Source organism: Gordonia desulfuricans NBRC 100010 (assembly GCF_001485495.1).
Lineage (GTDB): Bacteria > Actinomycetota > Actinomycetes > Mycobacteriales > Mycobacteriaceae > Gordonia > Gordonia desulfuricans.
This window is the reverse complement of record NZ_BCNF01000049.1, coordinates 1-13,199: the sequence shown is the minus strand read 5'-3', so window position 1 is coordinate 13,199 and position 13,199 is coordinate 1. Positions and strand designations below refer to the sequence as shown.

The following is a 13,199-nucleotide window of genomic DNA, read 5'->3' as shown; positions in this document are numbered from 1 at the left end:
TCGTCGATCGTCTGACGGTATCCGGGCGGGTCAGACCGCGGGTCCGAACGGCAGGGAGAAGCGGATGTCGCCCTCGACCATGTCGCGCATGTCGGTGATGTCATTGCGGAACTGCAGGGTGCGTTCCAAGCCCATACCGAAGGCGAACCCGGAGTAGACGTCGGGGTCGATTCCGCTGGCACGCAACACATTCGGATTCACCATGCCGCAGCCGCCCCACTCCACCCAGCCGGGGCCGCCCTTCTTGGCCGGGAACCACACGTCGACCTCGGCGGACGGTTCGGTGAACGGGAAGTAGCTCGCCCGCATGCGGGTGGTGGTCTCCGGCCCGAACAGGGCGCGCGCAAAGGTCTCCAGCGTGCCGCGCAGGTTGGCCAGGGTCAGCCCCTTGTCCACGGCCAGGCCCTCGATCTGGTGGAACACCGGGGTGTGGGTGGCGTCGAGCTCGTCGGTACGGAAGGTGCGTCCGGGGCAGGCGACGTAGATCGGGACGTCACGCTTGAGCATCGACCGCACCTGCACCGGCGAGGTGTGCGTCCGCAGCACCTGACGCGACCCCTCGGGGGCGATGTAGAAGGTGTCCTGCATGGAGCGGGCCGGATGGTCGGGCAGGAAGTTGAGCGCGTCGAAGTTGTGATGCTCGGTCTCCACCTCGGGACCCTCGGCGATCTCCCAGCCCATCCCGACGAAGACGTCGGCGACCTGTTCGGCGATCACCGTGATCGGGTGGCGGGCACCGGCCGGACGGCGTCGCGACGGGAGGGTGACGTCCACCGATTCCGCGACCAGCACCGCGGCGTCACGCTGCGCCTCGAGCACCTCGGTGCGGGCGGCGAGCGCTGCCGACACCCGGCCACGGACCTCGTTGACCAGCTTTCCGGCCGAGGACCGCTGATCCTTGGGCAGGGCGCCGAGGGCGCGGCGCGCCAGCGCGATCGGCGAGCGGTCGCCGAGGTGCTCGGTCTTCACCGTGGCCAGCGCGTCGAGGTCACCCGCCGACTCGAAGGCCTCCACCGCGGCCTGTGCTGCGGCGTCGAGTTCCTGTGGTTCGGGGAACCGGAGATCCTGCGATCCCCGGTCGTCGGCGGAAGGGGCCACGGTCGGCGAACTCCTCTTATCACGTGTCTGATGCGGAACGTCGAAGGTCATGGGCGACCGGAACGGAGCACCGATCCGACCGACGATCGACCCATTCGAGGGTAGTCGACGGCGCAAACGCGTTGACCTGCAGGGAGGCGAGTGCCGACGTCCCCGCATGGTTCACCGTCGCCGCGTGTTCTGCGCGTGTGGGTTGTTCGGTGTCTGTCGGTGTTCGTTGCGTGTGGGTGTTCAGCGCCGCCGGGCGATCAGGGTCGCCTCGGGAAAGCGGCGATGGGCGTCCGGACGGATGACCGTTCGTGAGTGCTCGTCGAATCCGGCGCGGCCCAGCGCCTCCGACATCGCGTCCGGATGCCATCGCCAGGCCCGCGCGACCCGATGGTCGAACTCCACCACCTCGCCGACGACGTCACTCGACTGGCCGGCGACGCAGACCATCGCCCCGGACGGCATACGCGCGGCCCAGCCGGTGAGGATCTCGGGGATGTCGGACGGCGACACGTGGATCAGGCTGTAGCGGGCCAGGATCGCGGCAATCGGGATCTCGCGTAGTCCCTCGGCGCACAGGTGCGCGTCGTCGGCGAGGTAGCGGACGTGCGGGTGCAGCCGACGGGCGTGCCGGAGCATCTCGGTGCTGGGGTCGATGCCGATCGCGTCGAGCCCTGACGCCACGAGGTGGGCGGTGACCTGGCCGGGTCCGCATCCGACGTCGACCACCGTGCCCGCGAGCCCGCTCTCGACGACGAGACCGGCGAAGGCCTCGATGATCTCGCGGTCGGCGGGTGTCGGGTACGGCGACCCGAAGGTCTGCACGTACAGGTCGGCGAGTGCGTCGTACCCGGGTCGGCTCATCGGCCGCGAGCGTGGATGCGGGCGCTGTCGTACAGGCAGATCGACGCCGCCGCAGCCAGATTCAGGCTCTCGGCGCGACCGCGGATCGGGATCGAGACGCGATGGTCGGCGGCCGTGGCGATCGTCGCAGGCAATCCGTGCGCCTCGTTGCCGAACAGCCAGGCGGTGGGCCGGGCGAGCACGTCGTCGGCGTGGTCCAGATCGAGTTCTCCGTCGGCTGCGGTCGCGAGGACGACGATCCCGTTCTCCTGCAACCGGGCCAGTGTGGCGTCGACGTCGCGATGACGGACGATCGGCAGGTGGAACACGCTGCCCGCGCTGGCCCGCACACACTTTCCGTTGTGCGGGTCGACGGCGTCGCCGAGGATCAGCACCGCATCGGCACCCATCGCGTCGGCGGTGCGGATCAGCGTCCCGGCGTTGCCCGGTTCGCGTGGTTCCACGGCCACCGCGAGCAGACGCGGACCGTCGGCCAGCACCGTCGCCAGGTCGGCGTCGAGCAGCCGGCAGACCGCGAAGATCCCCGGCGCGGTGGTGGCCTCCGACAACTTCTCGGTGGCACGCGCCGACAACCCGAACACCGGCAGTCCGGCAGCCGCCGCAGCCGCCAGGATCTCGGCGTGGCGTTCGGTCTCGTCCTCACGCACGAGCACCGTCTCGGCGCGGCGGGTGTCGAGCGCCGCGGTCACCGAGTTGGCCCCCTCGACCAGGAACCGGCCCTCGGCGCGGCGGACGGACGCGCGGTGCAGCTTGGCCAACGACACGACCCGCGAGGATCGTTCGGACAGGATCTCCATCAGATCGTTCCGTCGATCACTCGCGGGTCGTGGTGTGCTCGATGAGCGCTCAGGCGGCCGGCGCATTCACATCGGCGGGCAGCGCCTTGCGGGCGACCTCGACCAGACCGGTGAAGGCCTCCGGGTCGGTCACGGCGATGTCGGCGAGCACCTTGCGGTCCACCTCGAGGCCGGCGGCCTTCAGGCCCTGGATGAAGCGGTTGTAGGTGATGTCGTTGGCGCGGGCCGCAGCGTTGATACGCGCGATCCACAGCTTGCGGAACTCACCCTTGCGGGCGCGGCGGTCCCGGTAGGCGTAGGTCAGCGAGTGGAGCTGCTGCTCCTTGGCCTTGCGGTACAGGCGCGACCGCTGGCCGCGGTAGCCCTTCGACGCCTCGAGGGTCGTCCGACGCTTCTTCTGGGCGTTGACCGCCCTTTTCACGCGTGCCATGTGTCAAATCCTCTTTCAGTACAGGTGATGCTCGAGAAAACCGGACCGGGTCAGCGGTTCAGCAGGCGCTTGATGCGCGGTGCGTCGTTCTCGCTGACGACGGCGGTGCCGTCGAGACGACGGGTCCGGCGGGACGACTTGTGCTCCAGCAGGTGGCGACGGTTGGCCTTCTGGCGCACGATCTTGCCGCTACCGGTCACCTTGAAGCGCTTCGCGGTGCCCTTGTGGGTCTTGCTCTTCGGCATGTTCTTCCTTCATTCGAGCGAACGAGAGCCACGCCCGCGGGTGACGGGCGTGGTTCGTCCGCAGTGCTCTGTGGTGTCGCGGCGATCCCCCGATCGTCGACGACCCCGTGGTGACTAGCCCTGGGCGTCGCCCTGCGCCGGCTTGGTGGCCGGGCTCTGCGACTGCTCCTGCGCCTTCTGGCGGGTCTTCGCACCCTTGTGCGGGGCCAGGACCATCGTCATGTTCCGTCCGTCCTGCTTGGCGGAGGTCTCGATGAACCCGAACTCGGCGACGTCGTTGCCGAGTCGCTGCAGGAGCCGGAAACCCAGCTCGGGTCGAGACTGCTCACGTCCGCGGAACATGATGGTGACCTTCACCTTGGACCCGTCCTTCAAGAACCGGACGACGTGACCCTTCTTGGTCTCGTAGTCGTGGTCGTCGATCTTCGGGCGGAGCTTCTGCTCCTTGATGACGGTCATCTGCTGATTGCGACGCGCTTCACGCTGCTTCTGGGCGGCTTCGTACTTGAACTTGCCGTAATCCATGATCTTGCACACCGGCGGACGGGCGTCCGGCGCAACCTCGACCAGGTCCAGATCGGCCTCGTATGCCAAGCGCAGCGCATCTTCAACACGCACGATGCCCACCTGCTCCGAGTTGGGTCCGACAAGTCGGACCTCGGGGACGCGGATGCGCTCGTTGATGCGGGTCTCAGTGCTGATGGGGCCTCCTTGATAATTCCGAACAGGTCGGCCGCCGCGATGAGAGTCGGGTACAGGCGGATATCCGGGGCCCAGCAAAAGAGCCCCGCGATGAGAATCGCAGGGCTCCGTCACCGACCGATCCTGACGATGTCACCATCGTCTCGACCCGGGACCGCGCGCAGCGGTCGACAACGAGTCGAACGGACCGGGACCGTCCAACTGCGTTCGAGACGCGTCGTGACGGTGGGAGCGGAACTCCACTTGCTACCCCGGCGGTAACCGGGGCGGTCGTGCTATGGAAGTCTAACAGCCATGACCGGAAATGCCTATTCGCCCTCCGACGACGCCGCTGGTAGCGGAGCTGTCGACGATCGAACGGGTGCCGGTGCAGCCGATTCGACGACTTCCGAAGCCGCTGATGACAACGTCCGCGAGCTCGCGACCATTCCCGCGATCGAGGTGATCACCCGGGCCGCGTTGATGCTGATGAGCGCCGCCGCGGAGAAGGTCGGCCCCGAGGCGGGCGGCGACGCGCAGTACCAGGACATGCCGGAGGCACGGGCCCTGATCAACGCACTCGCCGGCCTGGTCAAGGCCGCCGAGGGTGACCTCGGTCTGCACCGCAAACCCCTGACCGACGGCCTGAAGGCGTTGCAGCTCGCCTTCCGCGATGCGAGTGCCTACCCGGACGCGCCCGGCGAGGGTCCGGGCGAGAAGTACACCGGACCGGTGCGCGACCGCCGCCCCTGAGCGGCCGGTCTCGGGCGTCGACCGACCCACGGCCGACCGACCCAGGGACGACCCGGGCGCCGACCGACTGTGCCGCGCGGGCAGGACATGGCTCCGCCCGGACTGACCCGCGAACACCTCGCGGGCGGCGCACCCGGCCTCGGTCGGCCCGTACGCGGCCTAGCATTGGGTCATGACGACGCCCGATGCCCCCGAACCGACGCCGTACGATCCGAGCGCATCCACCGGCCAGATCATCGACGGCGAGGTCGTGCCGGCCGATCCGGTGATCGGTTCGGTACCCGACCCCGACTACACCGAGGGCGGGGTCCCGACGTTCGACTTCGTCCGCGACAAGATCGAGAACCGGATCGCCACCGCGATCGGCTCGCAGGAGCTCGCCGAGTCCACCCCGGAAGGACAGTCGGTGGACGAGATGATGCGCACACGCGACGAAGCCGCCAAGAAACGCCTCGAGGAGATCCGCAAGTCCATGGGCCGGTAGCCGGCCCCGGACCTGCGGATCACCCCGATCTCCAAACTCTGCAATCTCCGGGTGTTGCGGTCTCCGGGTGTCGCGGGTCTAGCTGTTGAGGATCTCGGCGAGGAACTTGCCGGTGTGGCTGGCCGGGGTGTCGGCGATCTCCTCCGGCGTCCCCTCGCCGACGACGGTGCCACCGCCGACGCCGCCTTCGGGACCCATGTCGACGACCCAGTCGGCGGTCTTGATCACGTCGAGGTTGTGCTCGATCACGATCACTGTGTTGCCCTTGTCGACCAGTCCGTTGATCACCACGAGGAGCTTCTTGATGTCCTCGAAGTGCAGGCCCGTGGTGGGTTCGTCGAGGATGTACACCGTCCGGCCGGCCGACCGCTTCTGCAGTTCGGCGGCCAGCTTCACACGCTGGGCCTCGCCACCGGACAGCGTCGGTGCGGGCTGCCCGAGCCGCACATAGCCGAGGCCGACGTCGACCAGCGTCTTGAGGTAGCGGTGGATCGAGGTCACCGGTTCGAAGAACTCGGCGGCCTCGTCGATCGGCATGTCCAGGACCTCGGAGATGGTCTTGCCCTTGTAGTGCACCTCGAGGGTCTCGCGGTTGTACCGCGCGCCGTGGCACACCTCGCACGGCACGTACACGTCCGGCAGGAAGTTCATCTCGATCTTGATGGTGCCCTCACCGGTGCACGCCTCGCACCGGCCGCCCTTGACGTTGAACGAGAACCGGCCCGGCTGGTAGCCGCGGACCTTGGCCTCGGTGGTGGCGGCGAACAGCGTCCGGATCTTGTCGAAGACGCCGGTGTAGGTGGCCGGATTCGATCGCGGGGTCCGTCCGATCGGCGACTGGTCCACCTGGACGAGCTTGTCGAGGTTGCCCAGCCCGTTCACCCGGGTGTGCCGACCGGGGACCTGCCGTGCGCCGTTGAGCTTGTTCGCCAGCACCGTGGCCAGGATGTCGTTGACCAGGGTGGACTTTCCGGAGCCGGACACCCCGGTGACCGCGGTGAGCACCCCCAGCGGGAACGAGACGTCGATGCCCTTCAGGTTGTGTTCCCGGGCACCGACCACGGTGAGCTGACGGTTCTTGGTGATCGGCCGGCGGATCTCGGGCACCGGCAACGTGTCACGACCGGACAGGTAGGCACCGGTCAGCGACTTGCGGTTCTTCAGCAGGTCCTTGTAGCTGCCGCTGTGCACCACCTCGCCGCCGTGCTCACCGGCGCGGGGGCCGATGTCGACGATCCAGTCGGCCGACTTGATGGTGTCCTCGTCGTGTTCGACGACGATCAGGGTGTTGCCGAGGTCGCGCAGCCGGGTGAGGGTGTCGATCAGGCGACGGTTGTCGCGCTGGTGCAGTCCGATCGAGGGCTCGTCGAGCACGTACAGCACGCCGGCCAGTCCCGAACCGATCTGCGTGGCCAGGCGGATGCGCTGGGCCTCACCACCGGACAGCGATCCCGCCGCCCGTTCGAGTGACAGGTATTCGAGTCCGACGTCGAGCAGGAACCGGATGCGTGCCTGGACCTCTTTCAGCACCCGACCGGCGATCGCGGCCTGACGGGCGTCGAGCGTCAGGCCGTCGAGGTACTCCGAGCACTCGGCGATCGACAGGGCACAGACCTGTGCGATCGACATGTCGCCGTGGGTGGGGTGGTCGAGGGTGACCGACAGGATCTCCGGACGCAGCCGCGCACCGTTGCACGCCGGGCACGGCACGTCCCGCATGTAGCCCTCGTAGCGTTCCTTCATCTGCTCGGACTCGGTCTGGTCCATCCGCCGGTTGAGGAAGGCCATAACGCCCTCGAACTCGGTGTAGTACGAGCGGGTGCGGCCGTAGCGGTTGCGGAACTTCACGTGCACCTGGTGCTCGCTGCCGTTGAGCAACGCATTGCGCGCCTTGGCGGGCAGCTTCTTCCATGGCGTGTCGACGTCGAAGTCCATCTGGTCGGCCAGGCCCGACACCAGGCGCAGGAAGTAGTCGGCATTGTGGCCGCTCGACCACGGCGCGATGGCACCCTCGGTCAGCGACAGGTCCGGGTCGGGGACGACGAGATCCTCGTCGATCTCCTTGCGGACACCGAGTCCGTCGCACTCGGGGCAGGCGCCATAGGGCGAGTTGAACGAGAACGACCGCGGCTCGAGCTCGTCGATGGCGATCGGATGGCCGTTGGGGCAGGCCATCCGCTCGGAGAAACGACGCTCGCGCTTGGGGTCGTTCTCCTCCAGGTCGACGAAGTCGAGCACGATGATGCCGTCGGCGAGGCGCAGGGCGGTCTCCACCGAATCGGTGAGACGCTGCTTGGCACTCGACTTGACGGCAAGACGGTCGACGACCACCTCGATGTCGTGCTTCTCCTGCTTCTTGAGCTTGGGCGGATCGCTCAGCTGGTGCACCACGCCGTCGATCCGGGCGCGCGAGAAGCCCTGGGTCTGCAGTTCGGCGAACAGGTCGACGAACTCGCCCTTCCGGGTGCGGACCACCGGGGCCAGCACCTGGAACCGGGTGCCCGCCTCCATCTCGAGCACCTGGTCGACGATCTGCTGCGGGGTCTGCTTGGCGATCGCCGCACCACAGGTCGGGCAGTGCGGCTTGCCCGCGCGCGCGTAGAGCAGGCGGAGGTAGTCGTAGACCTCGGTGATGGTGCCGACCGTCGACCGCGGGTTGCGGTTGGTGGACTTCTGGTCGATCGACACCGCCGGCGACAGCCCCTCGATGAAGTCGACGTCGGGCTTGTCCATCTGGCCGAGGAACTGCCGGGCGTACGCCGACAGCGATTCGACATAGCGCCGCTGGCCCTCGGCGAAGATCGTGTCGAAGGCCAACGACGACTTGCCCGACCCGGACAGACCGGTGAAGACGATCAGACTGTCGCGTGGGAGGTCCACGTCGACGCCCCGCAGGTTGTGCTCACGGGCTCCGCGGACGATCAGGCGATCAACCACTGCTTTCCTATCTACGACTTGGTCTCGGGCGAGACACGTGCCAGGGCACGGGCGTCCCGCACGTCGACCGTAACGACGGCCACCGACACAATGGTGTCGAGCATGCTCGTGCGACGGGTCCAGGCCGTCGCATCACGCATCCACGATACGCGTCTGGACTGCGCGGATGCCTCGGCTGTGACGTCGGTGACGACTAGGCTCGATGACCATGACCGCAGCCGACCTGACCATCTCCGACGACTACACCGGCAATCTGTCCGACGACGGCCCCACGGGCTCACGCCCCCAGCGCCGAACCCTCTCCAACGCCACCATCGTCAAACTGTCCGTCGGTCCGATGGACAACGACGTCTACGTGGTGACCTCGCGCGCCACCGGCGATCAGCTGATCATCGACGCCGCCAACGACGCGGACTCCATCCTCGCGGTGCTCGAACAGCTCGGCGGCACCCCGAAACTCCTCTTCACCACCCATCAGCATCCCGACCACTGGCAGGCGCTCGAGCAGGTCACCGCCGCACTCGGCGTCCCCACGGCGGCCGGCCGCTTCGACGCCGAACCGCTCCCGGTCACCCCCGACACCCTCGTCGACGACGGCGACACCGTGACCGTCGGCGACCTGACCTTCGATGCGATCCACCTGGTCGGGCACACCCCCGGCTCGATCGCCCTGGCGCTGACCGATCCCGCCGACGGCGTCGTACACCTGTTCACCGGTGATTCACTGTTCCCCGGCGGCGTGGGCAAGACGTGGCAGCCGGGTGACTTCGACACCCTGATCGACGACGTCTCGACCAAGATCTTCGACCGCTACGCCGATTCCACCGTCGTCTACCCGGGGCATGGCCTCGACACGACCGTGGGTGCCGAGCGGCCGTCACTGCCCGAGTGGCGCGCGCGGGGGTGGTGAGGCACGTCGACACCGGACCTCTTCCGGCCGCGGCGGGTAGCCTCGATTGGGCGCCGATTGCCAGCCGATCAACGAAGGGCAGTGTCACCGATGATTCTTCGCCGTATCGCCCGTCCGATGCTCTCCTCGATCTTCATCATCTCCGGATTCGACGCGGTCCGTCAGCCGACCGGCCGCGCCGACATGGCGGGTGACTTCATCGAGAGTTCGCTCAACGCCCTGCCGCCGACCGTGTCGGGGGTGCTGCCGAGTGATCCCGCCACCCTGGTCCGGATCAACGGTGCCGCCCAGGTCCTGGGTGGCCTGATGCTCGCCACCGGCCGCTACCCGCGTCTGGCCGCGACCGGCCTCGCCGGCTCGCTGGTGGTGACGACCTTCGCCGGACATCCGTTCTGGCAGGAGACCGACCCGGCCAAGCGGGCCGCACAGAAGGCCAACTTCCTCAAGAACGTGAGCCTCACCGGCGGCCTGCTGATCGCGGCCGCCGACACCGAGGGCAAGCCGTCGCTGGCATGGCGCGGACGCCGTCGGGCCGAGGCCGCGCAGGCGGCACTGGCGGCTGCGCTGCCGGTGGCCGCGAAGACCGCGCCGACGGCCTGGGACAGCCTCGTCGAACGCACCCAGGAGGGTGCTGCGGCGCTGGCCGAGCGATCCGAGGATGCGGCGGGCATCCTGCGAGAGCGGGCTCCCGAACTCGCCGAGGCCGCCCGGGAACGTTCGGCCGAGATCGCCGAGAAGGTGCGTGACCGCGCTCCGGAGATCGCCGAGAAGGTACGCGACCGCGCTCCCGAGATCGCCGAGGCCGCCCGGGAGCGGTCGGCCGAGATCGCCGAGCTGATCGGTGAACGCGCACCCGAGATCGCCGAAGCGGGTCGCCGACGCTGGCGCAAGGTGGCGTCCTGACCCTGCTCCCCCCTGATCGTTACCCCTGGTGGGAGGCGTCGGCCCAATCGGCCGTGCGCGGACAGGTCACGCCCCCACCGGGGTCGACGCTGGTGGTAGCCGTCGGCTCCAATGCCTCGATCTCGGTGCTGCGCCGCAAGTTCGGTGACGCCGGACTCGACGTCGCCGACCTCGACGACCGGCTGGTGTCGGTCGAGATGCACGCGGTGGCAGTAGGATATTCCGGGCATGTCGCACGACGCGGGTACATCCCGGCAGCCCCGTACCGGGCTCCGGGAGCCGTGTTGTCGACCGTCGCGGCGTGGTTCGACCCGCGCCACCTCGACGTTCTCGACGCCACCGAACCGAACTATCATCGAATGACCGTGAGCCACACCAGCCATCCCCTTCACCTGCCCGGGCACCGCCTGCCCGTCGACCACCCGTACTGCGTCTACGTGTCGCGGCACGGGGTACTCGGCGACTCCCCGACCACTCGACTCGACTTCGGCTCACAGCAGCACGTGCTCGACTGGCTCGGGCGACGTGTCGACACCGGACTGCCCGGTGCGGCCGCCGACGCCTGCGCACTGTTGACCGACCCGACCGCCGCCTCGACGCTGGGCGCCGCGATACGCGGCGCCGGCCTCGTACATGACGCCGGATTCACCGTGGAGTACCTCCGATGAGCACGCCCGACACCCACCCGGTCGACACCGCCGACCCCCGCGTCACCGAGGAACAGGATCACCTCGCCGAGGTCTACGCGCGGCTGGACCGGATGCGCGCCACCACACGCCGCCGGCTGTCGGCGACCCTGCGGGAGTCCGCGGGTACCCCGCAGGCGCAGTCCGAGCGTGAGTCCTATGAGCGGATGTACGTCGAGGATCTCGCGAAGTTCGATGCGGCAGAACACAATCTGTACTTCGGTCGGCTCGATCTGGAGGACGGCGAGACCCGCCGGATCGGTCGTATCGGCATCCTGAACGACGATGCCGCCGACACCACCCTGCTACTGGACTGGCGGGCGCCGCTGTCCCGGGCGTTCTATCTCGCGACCCCGGCCGCACCCGAGGACGTGGTGCGCCGCAGACACATCCGCACCCGCAACCGTCAGGTCCGGACGGTCAACGACGAGTTGCTGACCGGCGACGGGGCATCGCTCGACGATCTCGGCCACGGTGACGTCGTCAACGAGTCGGCATTGGTCGCCGCGATGAACACCGCCCGCACCGGCGAGATGACCGACATCGTCGAGACCATCCAGCGCGAGCAGGACCTGATCATCCGCTCACCCCATCGTGGCGTGACGGTCATCCAGGGCGGTCCCGGTACCGGTAAGACCGCGGTGGCGCTGCACCGCGCCGCCTATCTGCTCTACACCCATCGTGAGATCCTCTCGCGGAGCGGGATTCTGATCATCGGGCCGAACAGTGACTTCCTGGACTACATCGGACAGGTGTTGCCGTCGCTGGGTGAGTCCGGGGTGCTGCTGGCCACCATCGGCGAGATGTTCCCCGGTGTCCACGCCACCGCCGAGGAGGCGCGCGAGACCCGTGAGGTCAAGGGGCGCCTGGCCATGGTCGACGTGCTCAAGCGTGCCGTCCGGGCACAGGAGTCGTTGCCCCGCAAGCCCATCCCGGTGTCCTTTGAGGGGTATACGGTCGAGGTCGACAGCGAGCTGATCAAGGTCGCGCGCGGCAAGGCCCGATCCTCACGCAAGGCGCACAACCAGGCGCAGACGGTGTTCCTGCGGTCCGCGCTCGACGGGTTGGCGGCCCGCCACGCGAAGGCGATCGGATCGAGCCTGCTCGACGGCTCGCAGTTGCTCAGTTCGGCCGACATCGCCGACATCCGCTCGGACATGAGCCGCGACCCCGACATCCGGGAAGTGCTACTGGAGTTCTGGCCGACCCTCACACCGCAGGACCTGTTGCGAGACCTGTTCGCCGACAAGGCCGGTCTGCGCAAGTGCACGCCGGGCTGGTCGGATGCCGAGCGGGCCACGCTGCATCGGGACGGTTCCGACGACGACCGCGATCTGGCCCCGGCCGACGTTCCGCTGCTCGACGAGCTCGCCGAGCTCATCGGGTTCGGGACCGCCGAGGCCGAGGCCGCCGAACGGGAGCAGTGGCGCCGGCAGCTCGCCGAGGCACAGGACGCACTGGACATCCTGACCGGTTCGGCACCACAGGATCTCGAGGACGAGCTCGACCCGGAGATCCTGATGGCCTATGACCTGATCGACGCCGAGCAGCTCGCATCGCGACAGACGCAGACCACGCGCGCCACCACCGCCGAACGCGCCTACGGTGACCGTACCTGGACCTTCGGGCACGTCATCGTCGACGAGGCGCAGGAGTTGTCGGCGATGGCGTGGCGAATGGTGATGCGCCGCATCCCGAATCGGTGGATGACGATCATCGGCGACACCGCCCAGACCGGCGACCTGGCCGGCACCACATCGTGGGGTCAGGTACTCGAACCGTACGTCGCCAAACGCTGGCAGCTGCGGGAGCTGACCGTCAACTACCGCACGCCCAGCGAGATCATGACCTACGCAGCGCGGGTGCTGAAGACGGTGAGTCCGTCGATGTCGGCGCCGACGTCACTGCGGTCCAACGGGATCGAACCGGTCGCCGTGCAGGTGCGGGTCGAGAACATGGTGGCGACCGCCGTCCGGGAGGCCACCAGCGCGGAACTGACAGGTCTGACCGGCATCGTCGTCCCGGACACTCTGTTGCGCGAGACGTCGGCGGCCGTCGCCGCACTCGATGTCGACGACGACGCCCGGCCGCGGGTACACACCGTGACGACGTGCAAGGGCCTCGAGTTCGACACCACGGTGGTCGTCGAACCGTCGGCGCTGATCGGGCAGTCCCCACGTGGCCACAGCGACCTGTACGTGGCGCTCACCCGCAGTACCCAACGGCTCGTCGTCGTTCATGCCACCGCCCTGCCACCCGAACTCGCCGACATGCCCGCGCGCGACTGACGCACGTCAACCGGCTGATCGGGATCCGGTGTGTCGGGGGCGGTGGCCCAGCTCAGAGGTGGTCACCACCCGACGTCGGCCCACCGAGGTTCCCCGTTTGATGGCCGAGCCGGGACCGAGCCCGAAGGGCGAGGA

13 protein-coding genes are annotated in these 13,199 nt (G+C 68.4%); 6 read left to right on the top strand and 7 right to left on the bottom strand.

Annotated features, from left to right (window positions below; all coding sequences use genetic code 11):
* Nucleotides 1-30 precede the first annotated feature (30 nt).
* The 6 genes from pheS to infC all read right to left on the bottom strand — a co-directional run bounded on the left by pheS (nt 31) and on the right by infC (nt 4,124).
* Entirely contained in the window at nt 31-1,098 is a 1,068-nt protein-coding gene (pheS, locus tag GD1_RS08835; protein WP_059036763.1) for a phenylalanine--tRNA ligase subunit alpha, read from the bottom strand.
* 231 nt (nt 1,099-1,329) lie between these two features.
* On the bottom strand, nt 1,330-1,950 hold the full coding sequence (locus GD1_RS08830; RefSeq protein WP_059036752.1) for a class I SAM-dependent methyltransferase: 621 nt from the start codon (nt 1,948-1,950) through the stop codon (nt 1,330-1,332).
* Entirely contained in the window at nt 1,947-2,747 is an 801-nt protein-coding gene (locus GD1_RS08825) for a TrmH family RNA methyltransferase (protein WP_174519031.1), read from the bottom strand. The genes GD1_RS08830 and GD1_RS08825 overlap by 4 nt, the downstream gene beginning before the upstream one ends.
* Before the next feature lie 49 nt (nt 2,748-2,796).
* On the bottom strand, nt 2,797-3,177 hold the full coding sequence (gene rplT, locus GD1_RS08820) for a 50S ribosomal protein L20 (RefSeq protein WP_053777849.1): 381 nt from the start codon (nt 3,175-3,177) through the stop codon (nt 2,797-2,799).
* Nucleotides 3,178-3,227: 50 nt separating this feature from the next.
* Nucleotides 3,228-3,422 carry a 50S ribosomal protein L35 gene (gene rpmI / locus GD1_RS08815; protein WP_020791720.1) on the bottom strand — a complete coding sequence of 65 codons (195 nt, stop codon included), beginning with the start codon at nt 3,420-3,422 and terminating at the stop codon, nt 3,228-3,230.
* A 114-nt stretch (nt 3,423-3,536) separates the two neighbouring features.
* Nucleotides 3,537-4,124 (bottom strand): translation initiation factor IF-3, encoded by a 588-nt coding sequence (gene infC, locus GD1_RS08810; RefSeq protein WP_152972816.1) that lies wholly within the window; start codon nt 4,122-4,124, stop codon nt 3,537-3,539.
* 294 nt (nt 4,125-4,418) lie between these two features.
* On the opposite strand from infC, the gene GD1_RS08805 reads away from it, so the two are divergent.
* Nucleotides 4,419-4,856 (top strand): DUF1844 domain-containing protein, encoded by a 438-nt coding sequence (locus GD1_RS08805; RefSeq protein WP_059036751.1) that lies wholly within the window; start codon nt 4,419-4,421, stop codon nt 4,854-4,856.
* A 172-nt stretch (nt 4,857-5,028) separates the two neighbouring features.
* Nucleotides 5,029-5,340: a hypothetical protein gene (locus GD1_RS08800; RefSeq protein WP_059036750.1), complete on the top strand. Its 312-nt coding sequence runs from the start codon at nt 5,029-5,031 to the stop codon at nt 5,338-5,340.
* A gap of 78 nt (nt 5,341-5,418) precedes the next feature.
* Here GD1_RS08800 and uvrA read toward each other — a convergent pair whose 3' ends face one another.
* Entirely contained in the window at nt 5,419-8,277 is a 2,859-nt protein-coding gene (gene uvrA, locus GD1_RS08795; protein ID WP_020789897.1) for an excinuclease ABC subunit UvrA, read from the bottom strand.
* A gap of 208 nt (nt 8,278-8,485) precedes the next feature.
* On the opposite strand from uvrA, the gene GD1_RS08790 reads away from it, so the two are divergent.
* From GD1_RS08790 to GD1_RS08775, 4 genes are all read left to right on the top strand, one after another.
* A complete protein-coding gene (locus tag GD1_RS08790; protein WP_053777875.1) occupies nt 8,486-9,187 on the top strand; it encodes an MBL fold metallo-hydrolase in 702 nt (233 codons plus the stop codon).
* A 90-nt stretch (nt 9,188-9,277) separates the two neighbouring features.
* Complete coding sequence (locus tag GD1_RS08785; RefSeq protein WP_059036761.1) at nt 9,278-10,090, top strand: DoxX family protein; 813 nt, start codon at nt 9,278-9,280, stop codon at nt 10,088-10,090.
* A 53-nt stretch (nt 10,091-10,143) separates the two neighbouring features.
* Nucleotides 10,144-10,758, top strand: a complete 615-nt coding sequence (locus tag GD1_RS08780) for a hypothetical protein (protein WP_053777846.1) — start codon at nt 10,144-10,146, stop codon at nt 10,756-10,758.
* Nucleotides 10,755-13,064: a HelD family protein gene (locus GD1_RS08775; protein ID WP_059036749.1), complete on the top strand. Its 2,310-nt coding sequence runs from the start codon at nt 10,755-10,757 to the stop codon at nt 13,062-13,064. Before GD1_RS08780 ends, GD1_RS08775 begins: the two co-directional genes overlap by 4 nt.
* Nucleotides 13,065-13,199: the final 135 nt, after the last annotated feature.